Origin of the sequence: Acetatifactor aquisgranensis, assembly GCF_943193215.1 — a bacterium.
Lineage (GTDB): Bacteria > Bacillota > Clostridia > Lachnospirales > Lachnospiraceae > Acetatifactor > Acetatifactor aquisgranensis.
The window spans coordinates 1-24290 of record NZ_CALPDH010000023.1; the positions used below are offsets into that span (position 1 = coordinate 1).

Genomic DNA, 24290 nt, shown 5'->3' on the forward strand with positions numbered 1-24290 from the left:
CATCAAAAAATGGGGCGGCAAAACCGCTGTGGTTCCCAATAACAAAGCCATCGCAGACGCGAACAAATACCACGGTTACTTTGTCCTTGTGTCCAATAAGGAAAAAGATCCTTTTGAATGTCTGCGCAAGTACCGTAAAAGGGAGACGATAGAATCCTTTTTTGAAGCCGGGAAACAGCATGCTGACGGCAACAGGGTGAGGGTATGGAATACCGACACCCTTCGCGGCCGTATGTTTGTCCAGTTTGTGTCCCTCTGTTATTATGAGTACCTGAATGAAGAGATCCGGAAACTCAAAAAAAGCCTGGGCAAGGAAAACGGCGATGCAGCACATGATACCAAAGCCGTGCTGAACAATGAATCCAGGTTGAAGTCATGGCTTTGCAATACCCCTCTATATCTACAGCTGCAATGGTTTGATACAGTGGAAAGCGTTGACATATCGGAAAAGCTCAAGAGCCGCAGATGGACTACGGAGATCACATCGCGCGATGAGCTTTATTTACAAAAACTTGGGGTGACTATCAGTTGATGTTTTGAGTATATATTTTACAACTTTTAGGTTGGCACATATCCCTTCTCCTTCAGGCCGCCTACGTATCTGAGGTCCCGGCGCACATAGGAGAGCTGCCTGCGGATGGCTGCCCGTATCTTCTTCGCGCTGCGCTTCTTCATCTTCGCCAGTGCCAGGTAGTCCTTCCTTGCCTGGCGGCGGTACATCCTCGGGCGTGGCAGGCCATGGCCCTTGCAGTAACGGATGATGGTTGCCTCAAGCTTCTCCCTTGCCTCATTCAGGAGGTCGAAGTCCTGGGGATAACGGATGTTCACAGGGGAGCATGTGGCGTCCAGTATCAGCGTCCCGCTGTTCGCCTCCTCCCCGGTGCCCCCACTGCCGCCGGAGGCAGGCGGGCCGTCATCCTGTCCCTCTTCCCCGTCCTGTCTCTCAAGAAGGTACTCGTTGGCCTCCCGTAGGATGTCCGCTGTAAGGCGTCTGCGGAAGAGCACCAGGGTACTGGCATCTATCGGCGCTTTCTCCTGATACCCGGGAAGGCCTATGAAGTATTGGTAGTATGGGTTCTCTTTCAGCTGTTCTACCAGCTCCCTGTCCGGATACTGGTACCGGGCCTGGATGATCAGGCAGCCCAGTGCAAGGCGCAGCGGCTTGGCCGGGTTTCCGGTACCGCTTTCAAACAGCCCTGCATACCTGCGCTCAAACTCGTCCCACGGGATTCTGTCTGCCATCCTGACCCAGCGGTTTGCCGGATCCATATGCAGGCCCAGGGGCTGGTTGAAATCAAGGAAAGTGTGCTGTGAAGTATCCGACCGTTTGTACATGCTTTTTTGCTCCTTTATGCAGGTAGTCTTCTATGAAAACTGCAAGAAAAATGAAGTGGTTTTGCTAAAAACCTTGCATTTATTTTATCATAAAATGCTGTAAAAGTCAGTGAAATCAATGGATTTTCACTTAATCAGCAGACACAAATTAAAGGATGGTAAAAATAAAAGAGTATGTATTAAAACTCTAACATACCCTTTCATTCTTCCATATATCCTTCATTTGCAACTTCTGCTAAATGAAATCTCTGACTCTTACTTAATAAAACAACATCATCACTGCCATACACTTCCGAATGGTAGCTATTATCTTTAGATGGCAAATACTTTACTACTGCATCCACATCTCGGCAATTGCGTACACTTAAAGAAACTATGCACCCTGAAAATATCTTTTTCATTTTCTCAACTATTTCTTCAGATTTTCGATAGTAACCTCTTTCAACTGATAATCCTTTGGAATCTGCAAACGCTGATGGAGAAATTCTTCCATCTTTTTTCCAAAACAATCCCGGATGAGATGGGGGATATACAGCACGATACAATTTTTCTTTATCATCAAATGTATTATCCATAAAAATCACTCACCGCCTTATTTATTACTTCAATACTAGCCTGAATAGTTCTAATACTTTCACATCCCATACTATCAACTACAAAAATCTCTGCATTATCACTTTCTGTTAATTCAATTTCCATATGTGAGCCATCTTGTTTGTCATATTCTAACTGTAAAGACTCACATGCTGTCGGAAACACCTCTGGTTGAATTTCCAAAAATACAATTATATTTCGTACTTTCGAAATTAAATTAGCTGAAAATGCCTTTGCGCCATTTGGATTCCAATTGTCTTGCAACATAGCAATTGTTTCTAATTTCTTTATATTTTGTAATTTTTCTTCATTTACTGTCACTTTATCAACACCTGAAATAACACTTTTATTATTACTATATCCAGGTACATTAAAGGATATGCAAGGATTAGAAGAAAATGGTGTATATATATTTGTTTTCTCATTAAAATGACTGACTATTTGTCCTAAGCAATCAGAGTTATGCCCTAAAGTAACTGCTCCATTTCCCATAATAATTATGGATGTTGCTAAAACACCACCTGCAAATGTACTATATACCCTATTAATGCTTATATTAGCCATTTGATTCACTGCCATCATATCCTATCACCTACTATCACTTGTATCTTATACTCACCTATTTGCTCACCATTTACAAATACCTTAGTCGAATATAAACCCACCTCATGTAATATCAAATTTCTCATATCTAAATTAAACTGCATAACACTAGGTTTATCTAATTTGATTTGGTCAATTGGTATTTGAAACTTAATATTACCTGTATCATTTAGTATTTGATTACTAGATGACACAAACTGTATTCGTACACTATTTTCTTCCTCAACATCAAATCCAGCAACATTACAAGCAATCGCAAAAGAATAATTTCCCGGTATCGCAATCGGCGCTAAAACTTGCAAAGGGTTTACAATCTGATTTCTTGAACCTTGTGGTGTCATTTCCATTTGAATACTATCACAATATGTAAATGAAGAAATATATGCCATATCTTTTCTCCTTTCTATGTCTATTCTAGTTAATTATACCCATTTTTTTCAATTCCGCAAGCTTTTTGATAAATCTAATTCCATCTTTATTTCGTCTTTATTTCGTCTTAGCACCATTTTGGCACCGCTTTGCACTTTTTTGCTGTAGTAAAATTTCAAAAAGGGCTTTCCAATTTCTCGGAAAGCCCCATAAAATTTAGCTTTTTACTAATGACTTCGTCAGAATTCTATTTACTCAATAATCGTAGCCACACGACCAGAACCAACTGTACGACCACCCTCACGGATAGCGAACGTAAGACCCTGCTCCATAGCGATGGGATGAATCAGCTCGATGGTCATCTCAACGTTATCGCCAGGCATGCACATCTCGGTACCAGCGGGCAGGTTGCAGACGCCGGTAACGTCGGTGGTTCTGAAGTAGAACTGAGGACGATAGTTGTTGAAGAAAGGCGTATGACGGCCACCCTCGTCCTTGGTCAGAACGTACACCTGAGCGGTGAACTTTCTGTGGCAGGTAACGCTGCCGGGCTTAGCCAGAACCTGTCCTCTCTCGATTTCGGTTCTCTGAACGCCACGAAGCAGAGCGCCGATGTTGTCGCCGGCCTGAGCCTGATCCAGCATCTTGCGGAACATCTCGATACCTGTTACGACGGTCTTCCTGGTCTCTTCCTTGATACCGACGATTTCAACTTCCTCGTTGAGCTTCAGGGTACCACGCTCTACACGGCCGGTAGCAACAGTACCACGTCCGGTAATGGTGAATACGTCCTCTACAGGCATCAGGAAAGGCTTGTCTGTGTCACGCTGAGGATCGGGGATATACTCGTCAACAGTGCTCATCAGCTCAAGAATCTTGTCGCCCCACTCGCTGCTGGGATCTTCCAGCGCCTTCAGAGCGGAACCCTGGATGATAGGGCAGCCCTCGAACTCGTACTCTTCCAGCTGCTCAGTGATTTCCATCTCAACCAGCTCCAACAGCTCGGGATCGTCAACCATGTCGCACTTGTTCATGAACACTACGATATAAGGCACGCCTACCTGGCGGGACAGAAGGATGTGCTCCTTGGTCTGGGCCATAACGCCATCGGTAGCAGCCACTACCAGGATAGCGCCGTCCATCTGAGCGGCACCGGTAATCATGTTCTTTACATAGTCAGCATGTCCAGGGCAGTCAACGTGCGCGTAGTGTCTCTTCTCAGTCTCATACTCTACGTGTGCGGTAGAGATGGTGATTCCACGCTCTCTCTCTTCGGGAGCCTTGTCAATCATGTCGAATGCAACAGCTTCGCCGGTGCCAAGTCTCTGGTTCAGGGTCTTGGTGATAGCGGCGGTCAGAGTGGTCTTACCATGGTCAACGTGGCCAATGGTACCAATGTTACAATGGGGCTTAGTTCTTTCAAATTTAGCTTTTGCCATTATTAAAGTCCTCCTTCAATTAATGAAACTTTTTATTTCTTTCCTACTCGCCGAAGCGCATTCCGCACACTCGGCGCTTTTCTCTCGGCTACCTCTGATTATAGTAAATAACCAGAGGTTTTTCAAGCTATTTTTAAAGATTACTGGCATATTTTCTCAAAAAAGTCTTACTTTTTGGCGGCCAGAACCTTCTCCACAGGAGGGGTGACCCTTTTCGGTCTATTTCGTCTTGGCGGCCAGAACCTTCTCCTGTACGTTCTTGGGCACCTGCTCGTATTTTTCAAAGAACATGGAGTAGTTTCCACGTCCCTGAGTCCTGGAGCGAAGGTCGGTAGCATATCCGAACATCTCGGCAAGGGGCACGAAAGCTTTCACCATCTTACCGCCGCCGATATCGTCCATGCCCTCCACGCGGCCACGGCGGGAATTCAGATCGCCGATGACATCGCCCATATACTCTTCCGGCATGGTGACCTCTACCTTCATGATAGGCTCCAGCAGTACGGGACTTGCTTTCTGCATGGCTTCCTTGAATGCCATGGAACCCGCGATGTGGAACGCCATCTCAGAGGAGTCCACTTCATGGTAGGAGCCGTCATATACATTGGCGTGCACGCCCAGTACAGGGAATCCGCCCAGGATACCTGCCTGCGCAGCTTCCTGGATGCCTTCGCCTACCGCAGGGATATACTCCTTGGGAATGGAGCCGCCCACCACGGTACTCTCGAACAGCAATGTGGGAGGGTCGTTAATCAGGACATTGGCCTTGGGGTCGAACTCGAACTTCACGCAGTTCGCCTCCATGGGCTCGAATTTGACCTTACAATGACCATACTGGCCACGGCCGCCTGACTGCTTCGCATACTTGGAATCCACCTCGACAGCCTTGGTGAACGCTTCCTTGTAGGCAACCTGAGGAGCGCCTACGTTAGCCTCTACCTTGAACTCACGCAGCAGTCTGTCTACGATAATCTCCAGATGGAGCTCGCCCATGCCTGCGATGATGGTCTGTCCTGTCTCCTGATTGGTGTGCGCGCGGAAAGTGGGATCTTCCTCTGCCAGCTTCGCCAGCGCTTCTCCCATCTTACCCTGGCCTGCCTTGGTCTTGGGCTCGATGGCCAGTTCGATAACAGGCTCGGGGAATTCCATGGACTCAAGGATGACCGGATGTTGCTCATCACAGAGCGTATCACCGGTAGTGGTAATCTTGAATCCTACCGCCGCAGCAATGTCGCCTGCGTAGACCTTATCCAGCTCCGCACGCTTGTTGGCATGCATCTGCAGGATACGTCCCACGCGCTCTTTTTTATCTTTTGTCGCATTCAACACGTAGGAACCGGAATTCATGGTACCGGAATACACACGGAAGAATGCAAGCTTTCCTACGAAAGGATCTGCCATGATTTTGAAAGCCAGTGCGGAGAAAGGCTCATCATCGGAAGAATGTCTCTCCACTTCGTTGCCCGCCAGGTCTGTGCCCTTGATGGCAGCGATATCAGTGGGTGCGGGCATATACTCCAGAATAGCATCCAGGAGCTTCTGAACGCCCTTGTTGCGGTAAGCGGAGCCGCAGCATACCGGAATCGCGGTACACTCGCAGGTGGCTTTCCGCAGCACTTTCTTCAGTACTTCCGCGGAAGGCTCCTCGCCCTCCAGATACATCATGGTCAGGTCATCGTCCAGCTCACAGATTTTCTCTACCATCTCCGAACGATACAGCTCAGCGTCATCCGCCATATCTCCAAGGTCATCTGTCACGGTGATGTCGTCGCCCTTGTCATCATTGTAGATGTAGGCTTTCATCTCAAACAAATCGATGATGCCCTTGAATTCATCCTCTTTGCCGATGGGCAGTTGGATAACGATTGCGTTCTTGCCAAGCCTTGTCTTAATCTGCTCTACAGCGCCGTAGAAATTCGCTCCCAGAATGTCCATCTTGTTGATGAACGCCATACGAGGCACATTGTAAGTGTCAGCCTGCCGCCATACGTTTTCGGACTGTGGCTCCACGCCGCCTTTCGCGCAGAAAACACCCACTGCGCCGTCCAGTACGCGCAAGGAACGCTCCACCTCTACAGTGAAGTCCACATGTCCCGGGGTATCAATGATATTAATACGATGCTCCAGGGCATCCGGCATAGGTTTGGTTTCCTTTTCCAATGTCCAATGGCAGGTCGTAGCCGCTGAAGTGATAGTGATGCCTCTTTCCTGCTCCTGCTCCATCCAGTCCATGGTGGCAGTGCCTTCATGAGTATCCCCTATCTTGTAGTTCACGCCAGTATAATACAGGATACGCTCTGTCAATGTGGTCTTGCCAGCATCGATATGGGCCATGATTCCGATATTCCTGGTTCTCTCTAACGGATATTCTCTTCCAGCCAAGATTTTTTCCTCCTAACTTATTTTCGGTACAAGAAAATATGCTTTTAGAATCTGTAGTGCGCAAACGCCTTGTTGGCCTCCGCCATCTTATGCATATCCTCTTTCCTCTTGACAGCGGATCCGGTATTGTTGGACGCGTCAAGAATCTCGTTCGCCAGTCTGTCCTCCATGGTCTTCTCACTTCTCTTGCGGGAGAACATGGTGAGCCACCGCAGTCCCAGCGCCTGGCGCCTCTCAGCCCTCACCTCGATGGGCACCTGATAGGTGGCGCCGCCGATACGTCTGGCCTTTACCTCCAGGACAGGCATGATATTATTCATAGCCGCCTCGAATACCTCCAAAGCAGGCTTTCCTGATTTGGCTTCTACCTTGGCAAACGCACCGTATACAATCTTCTGAGCGACGCTCTTCTTGCCGTCAAGCATGATATTGTTGACCAGCTTAGTTACTAACTTGCTATTGTATAAAGGATCTGCCAATACATCTCTTTTCTGAATATGTCCTTTACGTGGCACGGTTCTTCCCTCCTTATCAATAAATGCGAAAGGCGCTGCCTCCCACATTCTGTGCGGCTCACCGCACGAAATAAATCATCGGTACTCACAAGTGTTTCCCCAAGTGTTCGCGCTGTCTATCTGTACTGCGGGAAGCCGCAGGCGGCTTTCCTTAATGGTATAACACAGAATTCCAACACTTTCTTAGTTTCGTTTTGTGGACCGACGCTTCCTAACGCAGAAGAAATCCTATTTCCAGGAAATCTCATTTCTAAGAAATCTCATTTCTTTGCTGCCTTAGGTCTCTTAGCGCCGTACTTAGAGCGAGCCTGCTTCCTGTTGGCAACGCCTGCAGTGTCAAGGGTACCACGGATGATATGATATCTTGTACCGGGCAAGTCCTTTACCCTGCCGCCACGGACCAGAACAACGCTGTGCTCCTGCAGGTTGTGACCTTCGCCGGGAATATAGCTGGTAACCTCGATTCCGTTGGAAAGACGTACCCTGGCAACCTTTCTCAAAGCAGAGTTAGGCTTCTTGGGGGTCAGCGTCTTCACGACAGTGCACACACCACGCTTCTGGGGAGCCGGCGCATCCGTAGCTTTCTTGTGAAGGGAGTTGTAGCCCTTCTGCAGAGCCGGTGCCGTAGACTTCTTTGTGGAAGTCTTGCGTCCTTTTCTTACTAACTGGTTAAATGTTGGCATTCTGTTTCACCTCTTTCTTGGATTGGCATTTGTTGTCTGCCATGCCTGCGGCTGGATATCCGTGCATTTTTAGTTGCACAAAAAACACATCCGCACGCATGCTTTATCATTATAGCCACTTGCGGATGTGTTGTCAACAGTTTTTCGATATTATTTTAAAGCTTATTTTAAGGCCATTGTTTTAAGATTGGCCGCCCAGGCGCTTCACCGGTATCCAGATGGCGCTCTCATATCCTTCGCTCTCGGTATCCCCGCCGGAATACCACTCGATGTTGATATGGAACGCCGCCTCGAACTCTTTGTTCCCGGGGAGCCATTCGCTGAAGATCCGCGTGTTGACCGTCTGCAGCGCCTCCGGCATAGGCCCGATGCACCTGAATTTCGCCCACTCGCCGGCGGGGACTTCGAACACCTTCATCCCCTCTGGCACTTCGCCGCCCTGGTAGGCTCCGGCGATATAATAACGGAAATGTTCCATGTCCGCCTCATCCTCCACACAGACGCCGAACTCTCCCACCATGCACTCCGCCACGGTCTGCCGGACGGCTTCCTCCCCCGCCTCCCGGGCCGCGTCCTGCCCGCAGTATTTCCCGCAGAATTCCTTCCAGAACCCTGGAATCTCCCGGTAGGCCTCCTCAAAGGAAAAAGTCCTCTCAAACCCGATCATCCTCATCGCTTCCCTTTTCTCAATCGTGAAATCCATTCTGCTGCCTCCTTTTACAGAAATCTCTACTATTAATGGAAGAAAGACCTTCAGACGGTAGGGCTGGGCCCGCAGCTGCATGGGAGACAGGCCGTGGAAGCGCGCGAAGGCCCTGGTAAAGCCCTCCGGCGTATCGTACCCGTACTTGTATGCCAGGTCGATGACCTTCCCCTCTGCGCCGCGGCCGCCGCCAGAGCCGTTCCGCGCCCCTTCCCCGGACGCCTCCCGCCCCAGCACCTCCAGCCCGGCCAGGTACAGCCTGCGGTTGCGCAGGTACTCCCCGATCGTATAGCCCGTCACTATCTTAAAGCACTTCTGGAAATAAAAGGGAGACAGGTGCACCTCCCCGGCCACGTCCTCCGCCCCGATCTCCTGGAGCAGATGCTCCTCCATGTAGTCGATTGCCGTCCTCAAGCTGCTTAGCCAGTCCATTCTTCCTCCTCTGCCATCCGGTTCCGGATCCGGACGGCCATGTCCGCCGCGCGACTTCCTGTTCATAATATCATACCCGGCGGCAGAAGTCATGCCTTTTTCTGCCCGGAATTGTCCTGATCCGTCAATCTGTATTCTGCCCGTGCTTTGGGGCTTATAAACCGATGGACAAATCCTCTCCGAAGGGGCATAATAAAGCTGTGATCCAATTTCACAAGACAAAACCACTGCGGAGGAGACGAATCATGAAAGTCCTGTTTATCGGAAACAGCCATACTTATTTTAACGACATGCCCCATCTGTTCGCGGAAATCTGCCGGGAGAACCAGGCGGAGGTGGAGGTGGCCATGCTGGCCCACGGCGGCAGGGGATGGGACTTCCACCTGGAGGAGCCGGAGGTGCGGTTCAACATACGCTACGGCGGCTACGATGCCGTAATCCTGCAGCACACGGCCCACCCCATGGGGGATCTGGATGTCATGGCCCGGTGCGGCAGGAAGCTGATCGACTGGGTCCGGGAGGCAGGCGCAAGGCCCATCCTCTATATGACCTGGACCACCAAAGAGGACGGGGAGACCGCACAGGACGCCATGAGTCAGGCTTACCTGTCCCTTCAGCGGGAGACCGGCTGCGAGGTGGCCCCTGTGGGGCAAAACTGGTGGAGATACCACAGAGAGCACCCGGAGACGGAGCTCTATGCGGCGGACGGGCAGCATGCCTCCGAAGCAGGCTCCCGGCTGGCTGCCGCTACCATTGCGGAAGTGTATCTGGGAAAGCAGCTGCTTTGATTCGGGTCTCCCCTCTCCCATGGGAAATAGAACGGCCGAAGCCGAATCCATGCGAAAATCCCAGTAAAACAGCCATGTAAAAGCATTTTGACAGCCATTTTCCCTCCATGGAAAAGACTTTTGATAGACAGCCAGGCTCTGGCACAGCATAATAAGACCATGTTCCAGCCGTATCGGACCGCATTCCAGGTATGCACATTTATTACGCAAATGTAGTCCCGCTTGCAAGGGTACCAATGGAACGTAGCGACAAAAACAGGAGGCCATGACTATGGACATAGGAACAAAGCTGAAGCAGGCCAGGCTCACTGCGAAGCTCACCCAGGAGCATGTGGCGGAGGCCATCGGCGTATCCCGCCAGACCATATCCAATTGGGAGAATGAGAAATCCTACCCGGACATCGTCAGCGTCATCAGCCTGAGCGACCTCTATGGCATCAGCCTCGACGATTTGCTGAAAGGAGACCGGAAAATGATCGAACATCTAAATGAGAGCACCGACGTGGTAAGCAGCAACCGGAAGCTGATCCTGGCGGCGGGGATGAACATCGTCCTGCTGATTCTGTTCATCCTCTTCAACGGGTTCATCACCCGCAATCCCTACCTGATCGCGGCCAGCGCTTCCCTAGGGATTGCAGGAAGCTGTGTGCTGTTCTATCAGCTTATCAAGAAGTTTTAGGCCCTGAGGCCGGAAAGGAGTTTTTATGGTTGTCATTATGATTGTGATGGTATTCGTGGTCCTTCTGGGCGCCTTCTTCCTGACCTACCATGTCTACAGGCTGACGGAGCTGGACGCCCGCTGCCGGGGATTGAACCACCCGAAATTCTGGGGATTCTTCTCCATTAGCGGCGGCAACAGCAGCGGGCTCTTCCTGTACCTGATCGGGCGGAAGAAATATCCCATCGAACTTGGCGAAAGCGACAGGGCCGCTATGGCCTCCCTTAAGAAAAGGGCGGGGATTTCCCTGTGCTTCATCGCTGTCGGGGCCATCGTCCTGGTGTTTACGGGGGCGTCCTACCTGTAATACTGCCTCTGGGCCTCCCACATCTCCCGGTACAGCCCGCCCTCTTCCCCGGCCAGGGTCTCATGGCTTCCGTCCTGGACGATCCTGCCGTCCCGGAGCACCAGGATGCGGTCGCAGAACCGGCAGCTGGACAGGCGGTGGGAGATGAACATGGCCATCTTCCCCTCCACCAGCCTGCCGAATTTCCCGTAGATCTCGCTCTCCGAGAGAGGATCCAGGGAGGCTGTGGGCTCGTCTAAGATCACCATGGGCGCGTCCTTGTACAGCGCACGGGCGATGGCGATTTTCTGTCCCTCCCCGCCGGACACCTCCACGCCGTCCTCCTCCAGGTCGCGGCGCAGGGGCGTATCCTGTCCGTTCAGCCGCAGGCCCATCTCCGCCATGGCCTTCTCCACCCTCGCCCTGTCCGCCCCTGCCTCCATGGCGATGTTCTCCCCCAAGGTGGCGGCGAAGATCTGGTAATCCTGGAACACCACGGACAGGAAGTCCGTGTATGCCTCCCGGGAGATTTCCCGGATGTCCGCCCCGTCCAGCAGGATGCGCCCCGATACAGGCTCGTACAGGCGGCAGATCAGCTTGATCAATGTGGACTTGCCGCTGCCGTTGGGCCCCACCAGGGCCACCCGCTCCCTGCCGGAAATCCGCAAATCCACATGCTCCAGCACCATCCGGTCAGACCCCGGATAGGCGAAGGAGACGTCCCTGAACTCCAGCGTGTGCTCCTCCCCGGACGGCAGGCCCCGCGCACCGGAATCCACCTCCTTTACGGCCTCCGTCAGGCCGAAGATGACCTGCTGCCTGGTACAGTTTCCGTACAGCTCGCTGGCCAGCCCGATCAGCCGCCGTACCGATTCCAGAAGCTGCTGCACCACACCGGCGTACCAGATGATGCTCCCCGCCCCCAGCCCTCCGGCCATGGCTATGGCGCTCACCGTCAGATAGACCATAGCGCTGATGGCCACGGAGGAAATGTCCCCCGCAAGGCCGGGCTTCAGCTCCATCCGGCCCTGATGGGCGATCAGGTGCCCGAAACCGGCCGTCTGCTTCCTCTGCTCCCGCCGCAGCTTCTCCTGCATGCCGTACAGCCGGATATGCTTGCCCTTGGGGTAATTCGCTATCACCTGGCCAAGCAGGTACATGGCCACCTTGTTCCGCTTCACCACTTCCTCCATGAAGCCCACCATGTCCTGGGCGTTCCGCTTCCGCTGCCAGACAATGTATCCCGTGGACAGGAGGATCAGCACGAACAGCCCCAGAATCAGCATCCCCACCAGGAAAGCCGAATCCCCCAGCCCCCGCACCGCCCCGAACAGGCGCAGGAAGGAGACGCAGGCCACCAGCACGGAAAAGCCGCTCCTCACCATGGCGTAGGCCTGGTTCAGGGTGCCCATGGTCAGGTCATAGGTCCGGTCGTTCTGCCAGATCTGCTCCAGGGTCTCCACGAAGTCCTCTTTCTCCAGATACCAATAGGACAGCCGGAACACATGTTCCACCACAAAGCACCAGTATCGGTAGCGCAGGCGCTGCTGCCTGTAGTCCTTGTGCCGGACTGCCAAAAGCCGCAGCCAGTGCAGGGCGCCGTAGCCGCCTGTCATGACAAGGGTGGCGGACAGGATGGATTCCGGCCCAGCCCCCGCCACCAGCAGGTTCAATATGGTGGAGGATATCAGCAGCACGCCGAACCCCTCCAACGTCTCCAGCAGCGCCGCGGCCACCAGCACCGGATAGAATCCCCTGTCCATCCTGCCGAAAAATGCCAGTATGTCCCTAATCCGTTTCATCCCAAAAATCTCCTATTCCAGTCCTTACTTCTGTTCTTGTTCCGATTCTTATTCCGGTCCTCATTCTTATTCTGATTCTTATTCCGATTCCGCATCTTTGTTTTCCCGATAATACTTGCTCTGTTCATGGAACATACGGGCATAAACGCCCCCCAGGGCCAGAAGCTCCCTGTGGGAGCCCTGCTCCAGAATCCGCCCCTCCTCCAGCAGCAGGATCCTGTCGCAGAATCCCGTGCTGGCCAGCCGGTGGGAGATGAAAAAGGAGGTCTTCTCTTTGGTGAACGCATTGTACTTTCCGTACAGCTCGCTCTCCGCCAGAGGATCCAGCGCCGCCGTGGGCTCGTCCAGCACCAGCACCGGGGCCTCCTTGTACAGCGCCCTGGCCAGCAGGAGCTTCTGCTCCTCCCCGCCGGAGAGGTTCTCCCCATCGTCCTGGATTCCCTTCACCAAGGGCTGGTTCAAATCGGGAAAACGCTCGCTCAGTCCCGCCTTCTCCAGGCATTCCCGCACCCGCTCCACATCCGCCTCCCCCGCCACCGCCACGTTCTCCAGCAAAGTGAAGGGCAGCACCAGCATATCCTGGAACACTGCGGAGAACAAGCCGTAGAGCTCCCCAGCCTCCCTTTCTGAAGTCGGCACACCGTCTATCAAAATGCGTCCTTCCGTTGGCTGATAGAACCCGCACAAAAGCTTCACCAGCGTGGTCTTCCCCGCGCCGTTGGCCCCCACCAGCGCCAGCTTCTCCCCGGGGCGGACGCAGAAGTCGATGTCTCTCAGCACAGGCTCCCCGCTGCCCGGGTAGGCGAAGGTCACATGCTCGAAGCGGATCTCCGGGGCAGGACGATCCGCCAGGTTCCAGACGGCGCCGCTCCCTCCCTCCGGCAGATAGGCCAGGGCCTCCCGCACCGCCCCCACGTCCAGGCTGCACTGCCTGACGATGCCGTAGGACTGCACGAAGCTGTTCATGAACTGGGTGAACTGGATCACCGCGCCGGAGTAGAAGGTGAAATCCGCCACGCCGATCTTCCCCCGGGCGATCTCACCGGCAATCCACCCCAGGGCGAACCCGTTCTGCAATACCAGCATCAGAGCCGAGACCCCGTCCGCCCCCAACTGGCGGCGCAGCATCTTCCGGGCCCAGAGCAGCCGCTTTCGGACCGCCTCCTCCATCTTCTCCAGGAAAAAGCCTCCGGCCTTGTACAGGCGCACATCCTTCCCCATTCGGGCCGTAGTGACGTTCCGGTAGATATAATCAATCTGTCTGTCGTAGGGCAGCCAGTTCTCCCGCTTTCCGAAGGCATAGCGGCTCAGCCGGTTGCCGATCATCCCCGGCACCACACAGGTGAGCACCAGGATTGCCAGCACCGCGGGATGCAGGATGCCCAGGATGGCGGAAAAGGTGAACACGCCCATGGCGCTGATGCCGAAATCCCGCAGGCCGAATACCATCCCGGCCACGCCCCTTGTCCTGCCGTCGGAATAGATGTAGTCCCCCGCCTCCCCCATTTTCGTCTGCCACGCCGGATCCTCCGTCAGGGCATAGGGGCAGGCCATCATCACGTCCTCCAGCGCCAACCCGATCTCCAGTCGGCCTATGCCGGCCTTTTCGCCGTATTTCATGCCGCTGACCGTGGAAAGCACGTTCAGCAGCGCGATGCCGAGGGCCAGCGCCCCCACCCACAGCGCCAGCCTGGGGAACGCCCAGCCCTCCGTCACGGCCTGTACCACCACCCTGGGCAGGTACACGCTTAAGAGCGGGGCCAGCAGCAGGGCCGCCATGCTTATCAGAAGATAGGCGAAGATGGAACGGGTGCTGCGGAAATAGAGCCTGCACACATATCGGATATTTTGAAACAACATTGTCATGCCTCCAAAATTCTTTTCTCGATTTTGGCGATCGTCAGTATAAATCATACAAAAGGAGAAGGGCCTTTGCAACCACTTCTCCTTTTTCCGTCGGTTTTTCTCTTTATTCCGCATTCCGCTGCACCAGGATCACCTTCTGCCGCACCTGGCCATCCTCCTGCCACAGCCTGCTGCTCCCCTGGTACTTTTCCACGATCTGCCCCACGCTCACCAGGCCCAGGCCGTGGACGGCTCCGTCCCCTTCCTTCCCGGGGCTGCTGCCCGGCTCCTGTCCGGGCCGATAGTTCCCGGAATTGGTCATCTCGATCTCCCAAAGCTCCCCCCTGGCAAGGAGCATCACGGATATGCTCCGGGGCATGGGCGCTTCCCTGCAGGCCCGGATGGCATTGTCCAGAAGGTTCAGCAGGAGCGCCGTCATGTCCATCTGGGCGATGCCCCGGGGGCTGCCCACGATCTGATAGGAAAAGGAAATCCCGGCCTCCCTGCAAGCCTCCCTTTTCGCCATCATGATATAGGAGAGCTCCCGCTCCCCGCCGATCCTGCGGCCCTGGCGGCTCACCCTGGACTGCTTCAAGTCTTCCAGGTAGGCCCTGGCCTCCGCCGGGTCGCCCTCCTCGTACAGCGCCGCCACCATATCCAGGTGGTGCCGGAAGTCATGCTCAAATATCTGCATCCGGCGGAATTCCCTGTCCGCCGCCTGCCGCCAGTCCCGGGCTCCGCCCGTGAAGGATGCCCCGGCCGCCGCGGCTGGTGCATCTCCCCCCTTTTTCCGCCGCTTTCCCGCCAGGTTCCGGATGGCTTTCTCCGGAGGGCCAGCCGCGGGCGCTTCCGGATTTTCCGGCTCCTCCGCGCCGCCGGGATTTCCCGCGCTTCCCGGATACCCCGGCCACTCGCCCCTGCCATTCGCCCAGAAGGCCCGCTCCAGCTCCTGCCTGGCGCAGAAAACCTGCTGGCAGGCCAGCAGCCCCCCGGCAGTCAGATACAGGGCCAGCCCCATCACCCGGTCCTGCCAGGGCCGGGCGTACTCGATGCTGCCCAGGAATCCCGCAAGCAGCCACAGCAACACCAGCGCCGCCATCCACAAAGGATGCAGCCCTCCCCTGCCCAGCAGATGCAGCGCCGCCATCAGGATAAGGGCCGCGGCCAATGCCGCCTGCGCTTCTCCCGGAAAGCACGCGTTTTCCCAAAGATTCTCAAGCGGTTCCCCGAATATCATCCATGTCCACAGACCTGCCGCGGACGGATTCCCTGCGCCCATTTCCCCTGTCGGCACCTGCGCTGCCAGACCTGCCGCCAGCTCTGTCTCCCTTCCGGCCAGGAGCCCTGCCAGGCCCAGCCCAGCCCCCAGGCCCTCTGCCAGAGCCAGCGCCATGAGCCAGAGGCCCCCTGCCAGGAAACCCTCCTCCCGCCGCCCCTCGTGGAGCCAAAATCCCGTCAGCATAATCCACAGGGCCGTCAACAAAGGAACGGCAGGCCGTATCCCCGGCAGAAAGAACCCGCCCAGGGCCAGCGCCGCGGTTCCTGTCCCCGCCCGCAGCCAGCCCCTGCCGGTGCCGAAAAAGCAACAATGAAATCCCGCCGCCACGATTCCCTCTAACATTTCATCAAATACTCCATATAAGCCTTCCGCACGCCCTCTCTCCGCTCCCTGGCCACCGCAAGCTGCTCGCCGCTTGCCAATACTACCGCCTCCCGCTCCATCCGGACGATGTACAGGGCGTTCACCATGCAGTTGCTGTAGATTCTTAGGAACCCTTTGGGAGACAGCTCCGCCTCGAACTGCTTCATGGAGCCGGTCTCGGAGAAGCTGCTGCCGTCCTTCAGGGTAAACTGCACCTCATGGTCGTATATATATTTCAGGTACACCACCTGGTTCAGCTCCACGATCCTGTCCCGGTTCTTTTTCCGGGTGACGAAGACAGGATTCTCCCTGCCCTTTTCCAGAATCCGCCTCAAAGCCCTGGGCAGCTCCTCCGCCAACTGCCCCTTCGGCACGAAGGCCGCGGGCTTGAACCGGAAGGCCTCCAGCACCAGCTCCATGTGTTCGGTGATAAACACGATTTCGCATGCTTCATATTGTTTTTTCAATACAAGGGCCAGTTCGTAGCCTCCGGTCCCCGGCATCTCGATGTCCAGCAGCACCAGGTCGTAGGGCTGCTTCCAGAAAGCCGCCTGCAGGGCCTCCCCCGTGCCGAACACATCCGCCTGCAGGCCCAGCTTTTCCAGCACCTCCAGGGCTGCCGCCTGGTCCCCTGGCGAATCATCGCACAGCCCGATCCGCATGTACGCCATCTCCTTTCCGCCTGTGTCAGGTCAGAGCCTGCTGCCCTTTACGTTTCCTTTCGCAGGCGATATATCCTTGTCTTATTTCTCCCCATCGCTTCCACATCGTCCATCGCGGAGAGTATCTCTCTCGTCCTTGCCATGCTCAAACCCAGTAATTCTGCAATATCCCTGGTTTTTGCCGCTTCATTCCCCTGTAGATACAGTCTGATTTTTTCCTGATTGTTCCTTGTTTTTATCGCTTGTTTTTTATCGCTTGTTCTTATCGCTTGTTTTTTATCGCTTGTTTTTATCGCTTGTTTTTTTATGAATTTTAATGTCAGCGATGTCCTGTCCGGATCAAAATCTTCCTTTATTTCAGGCTCTTCCCATCCTTCGTCTTCCCATACGTTAAAAATATTGGGCACTCCGCTTCCCGCATGTTCACCGATATCTATCAAATTAAACATTTTCATCAGGCTCTTATTTCTTGGGTCAGATTTTCCTCCCCTGCGCATCTGTTCCTTGCCGAGTCTGATATAACCAGGATTCTCCAATATGATTTTATCGTCTTGCTTGATTATGAGAACGCCATATTTTCCATAAAAGTCCGTATTGATGATACAGTTGGCCAACGCTTCCCTCAGCGCTCTGTGAACAGGCGTATCATCGACCCGAAAACCGCCCTCCATCCTAAATGGCACTTTGATATCTCGAGTAATCTTATTGTATACACGAAAATAAAAGTCAAATACATTTCCCGACCACTCGCCGGATGATGATTGAAGCCTGTCCGTCCATCTGATTACCGTATCCGGATTCTCCCTGTAATCTAAAAAGTATTCCGGAAAATATCTCACAATATCATACTCATTTCCAAACATAAGCATTCCGGCAGCCGTAGGATGGAGCCTTTTATCGTCTTTCGAAAAACCCGCTGCGCCAATCACCCTGAGATATTCCTTGTCATCCAACCGCTCAAAAGGATGTCCTGGCTTAAAGGATTTATGGCTGTTGCGGTAACCGCGAATGGAATCCTGATTCAAGTCTTCAATCTCAGCCTCCTCAAGCACTTCCATATCCATGGTTTCCTCTGCCTGATCCCTCAGCATAGTTTTTACCTGCAGTCTGGTGCAGTGGTAATCCCCCTCCCAATTCCTTCGAAAGGTCCCTCCAAACAAGTCGTCATTGATGTATACTGGCTTTTGCTCCCGCTTTGCGCCCGGCACCCAGATTATCATGATTACGTCATCTGTGCCAGCCATTGGGAAAGTTTCCACATCATCGTCTTTCAAAAGATTGACGCTCACCTTTTTACGGTTGTTAATGGTATCCCAGAAATCTTTTTTCAGTTTTGCCGCATTTTTCAGCCCGGTTGTATGCCAATTGCCGTCTTTGTCCTCTTTCACACCAACAATGATGACTCCGCCATAGCAGTTGGCAAAAGCAGAATAGGTATCCCATAGACTATTTGGAAGTCCGCCTTCTGCTTTTTTTACTTCCCTGCGGTTATCTTCTTTGTAGGAATCGAATTTTGCCAGTTCGAACAATTCTTCCATGCTTGCTCCTATCTCATCAAATATGAAGCGCTGTTCCTGCTTATCCGTCCCTCCTAGAAAAACTCCAGCTCGTCGTCCTCTCCGCCAAATCCGCTAAACAGCTCTTCCAACTGTTCCTCATACTCGTCCAGGGCCTTCTGGATGCGCTTCTCTTCCTCCTTCTTTCCGGCCGCCTTATAATAGGTAGCCGCCGCCGTAAACAGGATATCGTTTTCATCCGTGCATTCCGTGTCCTCATGGATATGCTGCCGTATGAGCCCTTCCGCCGCCTCCATATTCCGGATCTCAAGGAATGCGTAAATCCCCGCTGCCACCGCCACATAATCGTCCGGCTCCTGATCCAGCCACTTTTCGCAGAATGCCACCGCCTCCTCCGCCCTGTCCAGGCTCTTCAATGCCGAAACCTTCAGGAATCTGATGTCTGACGGCTTCTCCTCCTCCCAGCGAAAGAGCCCGATCAGTTCATCGCATACCTCCAGCAGCTTCTCCTTGCTCTCCCGCATGTCCAAATCGTCCAGGTAATCCTCCAGCCATCCCTGTACGTCATATTCGTAATCCGTCTCCTCGTCCAGCGCATACAGCTCCGCCGCGTATTCCGGCTCTTCCCTTCTCTCCGCGGCCACTGCCTCCTTCAAGGCTTCGAATGCCTCGTCCCAGCAGTTAAGGCTCTTCTCCAGCCCTGCCAGGTCCATGTAGCACTTTCTTGTCAGTTCCCCGAACTTCTTCCACTTTCTGCTCATACTTTGCTTCCTCCTTGGTCATCGCGATTTTTCCGTTCCATACTGGTCAATGGCCGCAGGTGGGGCCGGACATCTACCACCGTTCCAGTATAGCATGTTCCCTTGTGCTTGGCAAACGGCACTGATTATTTATCCCCCTATCCGCTTAACCTGCAGTCGGATAATAAAAAGTAATCGCCGTAACAATATCATCTTTCATCATCAGTGCCACATAAACAGGAATGGTGTCTGGCGGCTGCTCTATCTCCGCAATCATAACATAATCAAACTGATTATCCCAGCGATATTCTTTTCCGTCAGCATATTGCAATTCTTCATCCATGCCTGCAGGGCTGCGAGGATAAGCTGTCGAATTCCACCCCATATGTCCAACCACTCCATTGAGGATATTATTTTCCATATCCAGCATTGCCATGGCAGGGTAAAGCTCAATAATCTCACCTTTCGTCATGCCCACGGAAATCCCATTTCCCAATGAATACTCCCCGCTCACAATAGCATATCCAAACAATTCCGTTCTGTCAGCTGAAAAGTCATACCTCCCATAATAATATTCCACGCCGTCTACTGTTATGATATACCATCTGCCTTCAGATGCTCCCGGCAATGTACCGTATATCTGCTGTTTTTCCCCTTTTTCACAGGCACTTTCAAAGTCATATTCTACGATTTCCGGTGTAACCTTCGCATCTTCTGATACAAAGACTTGAATGCTGACAGGAATCTCCCCAAGCTTAGTTTCTGACACAAAACTCGGCTCAATTGAAACTTCCTCACGATGTTCGGGCGCACATCCCGTACATAGAACACCTATCAGAATAGCCATATAAATACCTATAATCTTCTTCATAGCACTGCCTCTTCCCATTACTACTTCATAATATTTTCCAAAGTTTTCTATAGAAACGGCATTTAATCTATCACTTATTATACATGAAAAACCATGTCTTTAACAACCGGCTTTAGCCGGTAATGGTTCAGTTTATATTTTTACTCATTCCTTTGGAGAAACTCATCAATTGCTTCAAAAGCCTTTTTCGCAAAATTGACCTTGGTGTCGAATATCAGTTCGCCATTCTCTGTGATTTTAATCTCCGCGATAATAAAGTCATGATCCTCTGCCCCCTCATCCTCTCTTCTGATTCTGCCGCCCAGGGTCGTCCATATGACTTCAATATCCTCAGGCCCTATCTCCCCCTCAGGCTCCACCGTAAACTGCGCGCCATCAAAAAATTCCGCATCCGATTCCGCATTGATGACCAATAAATCCCCCATCCTGTATATCGTAACAGAATCGAATCCCTCCCTTGAACTCATGAGCAGCTCTCCGCCAATGACTGATATGGGGAATGGATTCTCATGGTTCCCTGCGTCATTCCTCTTCAATAATACGATGCATCCTAAAAGCAGCAATATCAGTATACATGTAGCTCCTGTCCGTTTATCCATCTCACCACCTCAATCCCTTCCCGCATCTCCGCCCTGCCGCCAGGCTAATTGCATGGCTGGAACTCATGCGTGCAGATAACAGTATAGTACGCCTCCTGGCCGCGCACCGACTTCTCTTCCGTACCCACGTCCTCGCCGCATGCCCAATATGAGCCGTCCGACTTCTGAATCACTGTATTATTAAAATGTCTTGGAAAGACACCCTCAGATTCTGCCATGCCGTCATATTCCATATTATATTTCTGTTTTCCCAGCCAGGTCATTACCGCATCTTCTGTGCCTGGCTCTAAGTCATAGCCCACTTCAAGGTCTGTCCACACCATGACCACATCCTCCGCCACCATCGTCGGCTCGCCGATTGGGGCCGGGTCCTCAACACCGCAATTCCCGGACATGTTGTACCCCCAGGTCCAGACTGTCCCGTCCCGAAGCAATGCCGCATGGTTGAACCAGCCTCCGGTGACCAGCACCGCGTCTTCTAAAATCTTTTTGGGATTTTGCAAATAATAGACATTCATCGAATAATAGGCGCCCTCAAAATAAACGGTTCCCCAAGTCCAGACCGTCCCATCCGTTGTCAGGCACACAACGTCCGTCCTGCCGCAGCATGCATAGGCCACATCCTCCATAAGGAGAATCGGCTCTGTCACTGTATAATGTTCTCCGTTCGTATATCGCCCCCAGTCGAATTCCTCGTACTGCTGCAGGGCCCCGCACCCGGCATTCCCCATGCCGTAGAGCTTATGGTCCTCCGTCAGGAAGATGGCGAACCCATTCTGGGAATAGTCTACATGGACGGCCCCCTCCGCAATCTTCACCATTTCATCATGGAACTCATAGCCCTGCGTCCCCTGCCCCAATTGCCCGTACTCATTCCCCCCGTTCCCCCATAGCACATTGTCCCCATCAATATAAAAGAGGTTATGCGGACCTGCCTTAAGCGTGGCATAGTGCTCCCTGATGTCCAGGGAGACGTTCAGCGGCTCTGGGGCCTCCGCCTCATCGGGCTTACCGGGTTCGGGCCTGTCAGGCTCTGGCGCGTCCGATTCTAATCCGTCCGGCCCCTCAGATTCGGGGGCATCAGCCCCGGTCCGGGCCGGTTCCGTCCCATCTGCTTCAGGTCCGTCCTGCATCCCCCTGTTTGCAGCCACCTCTGTTCCGGCCTCCGAATCGCCCGTGTCCGGAACCAGCGTCTTATGGGTCGTTGCCAGGCATACGATAAGGATGACGGCCCCGGCAGCCAGCACCGCTAATGCGCCCTTCCCGGTCTTCCTGAAGGATGCCAGGTTCCTGATCCTGCCCTTTGTGTCCCCTTCCCCGAAGTCCACCGGAATCCCCCGGATGGCGGGGCACTGTGCGGAAAGGGCCAGCAGGGACGCGGAATAGTCCGCCCGGATGCCTTCCCCCAACCTTTTCACAACCGCCTCGTCGCAGCTCATCTCCATGTCCCTGCCGGAAAGGACGAACGCTGCCCATACCAGCGGGTTGAACCAATGCACGCACAGCGCGGCGAAGGCCACGGGCCTGACGATATGGTCCAGCCGCCTGATATGGAGCCTTTCATGCAGGACGATGTATTCCTGCTCCTTCCCGCTTAGGCCCTCTGGCAGGTATATTTTGGGCCTTATGATGCCCATGACGAAAGGGGACATCCTTCCGTCTACGATATAGATATTCTCCTTCAGGGGAATGGATGCCGCTACCCTGCTGCGAATCCTGGCAGTGGATACCAGAAAATACAGGAGCATGATGCCTGCCCCGGATATCCACACATATTTTCCATATAAGAGGAACAACTCCTGCCAGGAAGGCTCCGCGGCCCTGGCATCTCTCTCTGGCAGGGATTCCATGGGAGCTGTCGGTCCGGATCCGGACTTTTCCTGTTTTTCCTGCCCTTCCGCCTTTCCCTGGCTCTCCTTTGCCCTACTGCCCGTATCGGCCACGGCTGCCTTGTCTGCCTGTTCCGCCGGGGCCCCTCCTTTTTCCGCTGCGTACTCATAGAGCACAGGCTCTAGGCTCGGAACCAGGCTGATTCCAAGCTCTAAGGTGGCCGGGCAGAGGAGCCTGAACAGGACGACGCTCCAGAGCATATAGGAGATGCACTTGGGGAACCGTCTCAGGAAAATGCGCGCAATGCATACCACCACGATAATCATGCCGGCCGTCCGGCTCATATCCAGCACCTTCAGGAAAATCTGCTCCAGCATATGCCTACCCCCTCATGGAATCGATAATGCCCTGAATCTCCTCAATCTCCTGCTCCGAAAGCTTCTTCCTGGTGCCGAACGCTGCCAGGAAAGCAGGCAGGGAGCCGCCGAACGCCTCCTCCACATACTGCTGGCTATGTCGCGCGTAGAACTCCTTTCTGGATACCAGGGAAGTGACCGTCCCGTTCTGGTTCTGGAAAAGCCCCCTCTCGCACAGCCTCTTCAATACCGTAAACGAGGTTGTCTTCTTCCATTTGAATTCCCTGTCTGCCAGCTTCGCGAGATCTCCTGATGAAATCGGCTCGTTGTCCCAGATTATATCCGCAAATCTCGCTTCTGCCGTCCCCATTCTCAATTCGCCCATGCTGCCGCCTCCTGTCCTACAAGTTGTAGTGTTTTTATATTACATCTTGTAGAATCATATGTCAATAAAGAAAACCATCAATAGTTTCTGAGTCCCTGGTCAGGGACAGGGACTCTGCGGAAATTCATACAGCCTCTAATCGGGCTTCAGTGGACAAACCTGAAATGTCTTTAGAACTTCTTATAGACCAGTCATTGCCGAGGCCTCTCTGCATCCTCTGCCGTCTTGAACGGTAAAATATATTCGTAGCTTACAAGCCTCCTGCCATACAAATTTATCCTGACACCGTCCTCCATCCATTCAGCCTCATATTTCGGAGGGCCGCCTTCATCGGAAATCTGTGCACGGAACCAGACAATATAAGGATTTTCGGCTTTGTTCTCGCAGAGCTTCACTTTAAAAAAGGAAACCGCGGAATAAAGTCCATTTGGAGCAGTTTTTCCTTCTATGACCAGCTCATATTTCCCATCCGGTGAAAACTCACGGAACATCTCGTCCCCCAGCCCTCCCTCCCTAAAAGCAGAAAGTAAGATATATAAAACGAATACTGTTATCACAAATTCAACAACAAGCAAGATTTTCAAAGTTTTAGTCTTCATATACATTCCCTCACAATACATAATCCATTATTGTTCTGTTTCTACTCTAAATGGTAAAGTATAGTATAGAGCTTCTTGCCCATGCAAAACTATCCGGACACCATCTTCCTCCCATTCAATCTCACATCTGGCAAAATCAGAAATATCAACATCGAACGCTTTATAACCTACAGAATCATTATCACAAAGCACCACCTGAATATGGTCAATCGGATGAAATAAAAGAATCTTTGAACTTTTGTGAACGAGTAACGTATAAGCCCCATCCGGCGAATTTTCACATATTAATGTTGTTCTCTCACTACTTATTATAATCTCTAAGCAAAGCCACCCCAAGGCTAATACCATTGCAATGGACTGAATCAATAAAAGAATTTTCAAAGTCTTTGGCTTCATAGTCGCCCCTCCATATATATGACTTTCTCTGTTCAGCATACCTAAGAATCACATATTTTGCAAGCCAATCTGTTTTTATCCATCTATAAAAGCTCCCCACGATTGCGCTATGGGGAGCCTTTTTAACTTATTGTTCCAATTCGCAATACAAATAGTTTGCAAGCGCAGCACAGCATGCATAATGTGCGCCAGATAGCCG

At 52.8% G+C, this 24290-nt stretch carries 24 protein-coding genes and 1 pseudogene; 4 read left to right on the forward strand and 21 right to left on the reverse strand.

Annotated features, from left to right (window positions below):
* Positions 1-532 (forward strand): annotated as a pseudogene (locus NFS35_RS18740) (IS1634 family transposase); the annotation flags it as partial.
* A 26-nt stretch (positions 533-558) separates the two neighbouring features.
* Here the strand turns inward: NFS35_RS18740 and NFS35_RS18745 are convergent.
* The 9 genes from NFS35_RS18745 to NFS35_RS18785 all read right to left on the reverse strand — a co-directional run bounded on the left by NFS35_RS18745 (position 559) and on the right by NFS35_RS18785 (position 9055).
* Complete coding sequence (locus NFS35_RS18745; RefSeq protein WP_408629643.1) at positions 559-1335, reverse strand: transposase; 777 nt, start codon at positions 1333-1335, stop codon at positions 559-561.
* Between the two features lie 200 nt (positions 1336-1535).
* Positions 1536-1910: a hypothetical protein gene (locus NFS35_RS18750; protein ID WP_251208627.1), complete on the reverse strand. Its 375-nt coding sequence runs from the start codon at positions 1908-1910 to the stop codon at positions 1536-1538.
* Positions 1903-2511 (reverse strand): hypothetical protein, encoded by a 609-nt coding sequence (locus NFS35_RS18755; protein ID WP_251208628.1) that lies wholly within the window; start codon positions 2509-2511, stop codon positions 1903-1905. Before NFS35_RS18755 ends, NFS35_RS18750 begins: the two co-directional genes overlap by 8 nt.
* Positions 2508-2921, reverse strand: coding sequence for a DUF6941 family protein (locus tag NFS35_RS18760; protein WP_251208629.1), 414 nt, complete (start codon positions 2919-2921; stop codon positions 2508-2510). Before NFS35_RS18760 ends, NFS35_RS18755 begins: the two co-directional genes overlap by 4 nt.
* Before the next feature lie 231 nt (positions 2922-3152).
* Positions 3153-4340 carry an elongation factor Tu gene (gene tuf, locus NFS35_RS18765; protein ID WP_251208630.1) on the reverse strand — a complete coding sequence of 396 codons (1188 nt, stop codon included), beginning with the start codon at positions 4338-4340 and terminating at the stop codon, positions 3153-3155.
* Positions 4341-4559: 219 nt separating this feature from the next.
* Complete coding sequence (gene fusA / locus NFS35_RS18770; protein ID WP_275564707.1) at positions 4560-6722, reverse strand: elongation factor G; 2163 nt, start codon at positions 6720-6722, stop codon at positions 4560-4562.
* 44 nt (positions 6723-6766) lie between these two features.
* Positions 6767-7237, reverse strand: coding sequence for a 30S ribosomal protein S7 (rpsG, locus tag NFS35_RS18775; RefSeq protein ID WP_251208631.1), 471 nt, complete (start codon positions 7235-7237; stop codon positions 6767-6769).
* Positions 7238-7497: 260 nt separating this feature from the next.
* Positions 7498-7920 (reverse strand): 30S ribosomal protein S12, encoded by a 423-nt coding sequence (rpsL, locus tag NFS35_RS18780; protein ID WP_251208632.1) that lies wholly within the window; start codon positions 7918-7920, stop codon positions 7498-7500.
* A 181-nt stretch (positions 7921-8101) separates the two neighbouring features.
* A complete protein-coding gene (locus tag NFS35_RS18785; protein WP_251208633.1) occupies positions 8102-9055 on the reverse strand; it encodes an AraC family transcriptional regulator in 954 nt (317 codons plus the stop codon).
* 245 nt (positions 9056-9300) lie between these two features.
* Here NFS35_RS18785 and NFS35_RS18790 point away from each other — a divergent pair, with 245 nt between their 5' ends.
* The 3 genes from NFS35_RS18790 (at position 9301) to NFS35_RS18800 (ending at position 10868) form a co-directional block, all read left to right on the forward strand.
* Positions 9301-9843 (forward strand): SGNH/GDSL hydrolase family protein, encoded by a 543-nt coding sequence (locus NFS35_RS18790; protein ID WP_251208634.1) that lies wholly within the window; start codon positions 9301-9303, stop codon positions 9841-9843.
* Positions 9844-10114: 271 nt separating this feature from the next.
* Positions 10115-10522 (forward strand): helix-turn-helix transcriptional regulator, encoded by a 408-nt coding sequence (locus NFS35_RS18795; RefSeq protein ID WP_251208635.1) that lies wholly within the window; start codon positions 10115-10117, stop codon positions 10520-10522.
* A gap of 25 nt (positions 10523-10547) precedes the next feature.
* Positions 10548-10868 carry a hypothetical protein gene (locus tag NFS35_RS18800; RefSeq protein WP_251208636.1) on the forward strand — a complete coding sequence of 107 codons (321 nt, stop codon included), beginning with the start codon at positions 10548-10550 and terminating at the stop codon, positions 10866-10868.
* Here NFS35_RS18800 and NFS35_RS18805 read toward each other — a convergent pair.
* The 12 genes from NFS35_RS18805 to NFS35_RS18860 form a co-directional block, all read right to left on the reverse strand.
* Positions 10859-12649 carry an ABC transporter ATP-binding protein gene (locus NFS35_RS18805; protein ID WP_251208637.1) on the reverse strand — a complete coding sequence of 597 codons (1791 nt, stop codon included), beginning with the start codon at positions 12647-12649 and terminating at the stop codon, positions 10859-10861. The genes NFS35_RS18800 and NFS35_RS18805 overlap by 10 nt on opposite strands.
* Before the next feature lie 78 nt (positions 12650-12727).
* The gene (locus NFS35_RS18810; RefSeq protein ID WP_251208638.1) at positions 12728-14509 is read right to left on the reverse strand and encodes an ABC transporter ATP-binding protein; all 1782 of its coding nucleotides are present in this window, start codon (positions 14507-14509) and stop codon (positions 12728-12730) included.
* Positions 14510-14618: 109 nt separating this feature from the next.
* Positions 14619-16115, reverse strand: a complete 1497-nt coding sequence (locus NFS35_RS29065; RefSeq protein WP_275564708.1) for a sensor histidine kinase — start codon at positions 16113-16115, stop codon at positions 14619-14621.
* Positions 16109-16807 (reverse strand): LytR/AlgR family response regulator transcription factor, encoded by a 699-nt coding sequence (locus NFS35_RS18820; protein WP_251208639.1) that lies wholly within the window; start codon positions 16805-16807, stop codon positions 16109-16111. Before NFS35_RS18820 ends, NFS35_RS29065 begins: the two co-directional genes overlap by 7 nt.
* Positions 16808-16845: 38 nt before the next feature.
* A complete protein-coding gene (locus NFS35_RS18825) occupies positions 16846-18336 on the reverse strand; it encodes an ATP-binding protein (protein ID WP_251208640.1) in 1491 nt (496 codons plus the stop codon).
* Positions 18337-18389: 53 nt separating this feature from the next.
* Positions 18390-19076: a hypothetical protein gene (locus NFS35_RS18830; protein ID WP_251208641.1), complete on the reverse strand. Its 687-nt coding sequence runs from the start codon at positions 19074-19076 to the stop codon at positions 18390-18392.
* A 145-nt stretch (positions 19077-19221) separates the two neighbouring features.
* Positions 19222-19926: a hypothetical protein gene (locus NFS35_RS18835; RefSeq protein ID WP_251208642.1), complete on the reverse strand. Its 705-nt coding sequence runs from the start codon at positions 19924-19926 to the stop codon at positions 19222-19224.
* Between the two features lie 140 nt (positions 19927-20066).
* On the reverse strand, positions 20067-20525 hold the full coding sequence (locus tag NFS35_RS18840) for a hypothetical protein (RefSeq protein WP_251208643.1): 459 nt from the start codon (positions 20523-20525) through the stop codon (positions 20067-20069).
* Positions 20526-20569: 44 nt separating this feature from the next.
* The gene (locus NFS35_RS18845) at positions 20570-22732 is read right to left on the reverse strand and encodes a M56 family metallopeptidase (RefSeq protein WP_251208644.1); all 2163 of its coding nucleotides are present in this window, start codon (positions 22730-22732) and stop codon (positions 20570-20572) included.
* 4 nt (positions 22733-22736) lie between these two features.
* Positions 22737-23096 (reverse strand): BlaI/MecI/CopY family transcriptional regulator, encoded by a 360-nt coding sequence (locus tag NFS35_RS18850; protein ID WP_251208645.1) that lies wholly within the window; start codon positions 23094-23096, stop codon positions 22737-22739.
* A 191-nt stretch (positions 23097-23287) separates the two neighbouring features.
* On the reverse strand, positions 23288-23695 hold the full coding sequence (locus tag NFS35_RS18855) for a hypothetical protein (protein ID WP_251208646.1): 408 nt from the start codon (positions 23693-23695) through the stop codon (positions 23288-23290).
* A 27-nt stretch (positions 23696-23722) separates the two neighbouring features.
* Positions 23723-24091 (reverse strand): hypothetical protein, encoded by a 369-nt coding sequence (locus NFS35_RS18860; RefSeq protein WP_251208647.1) that lies wholly within the window; start codon positions 24089-24091, stop codon positions 23723-23725.
* Between the last annotated feature and the right edge of the window lie 199 nt (positions 24092-24290).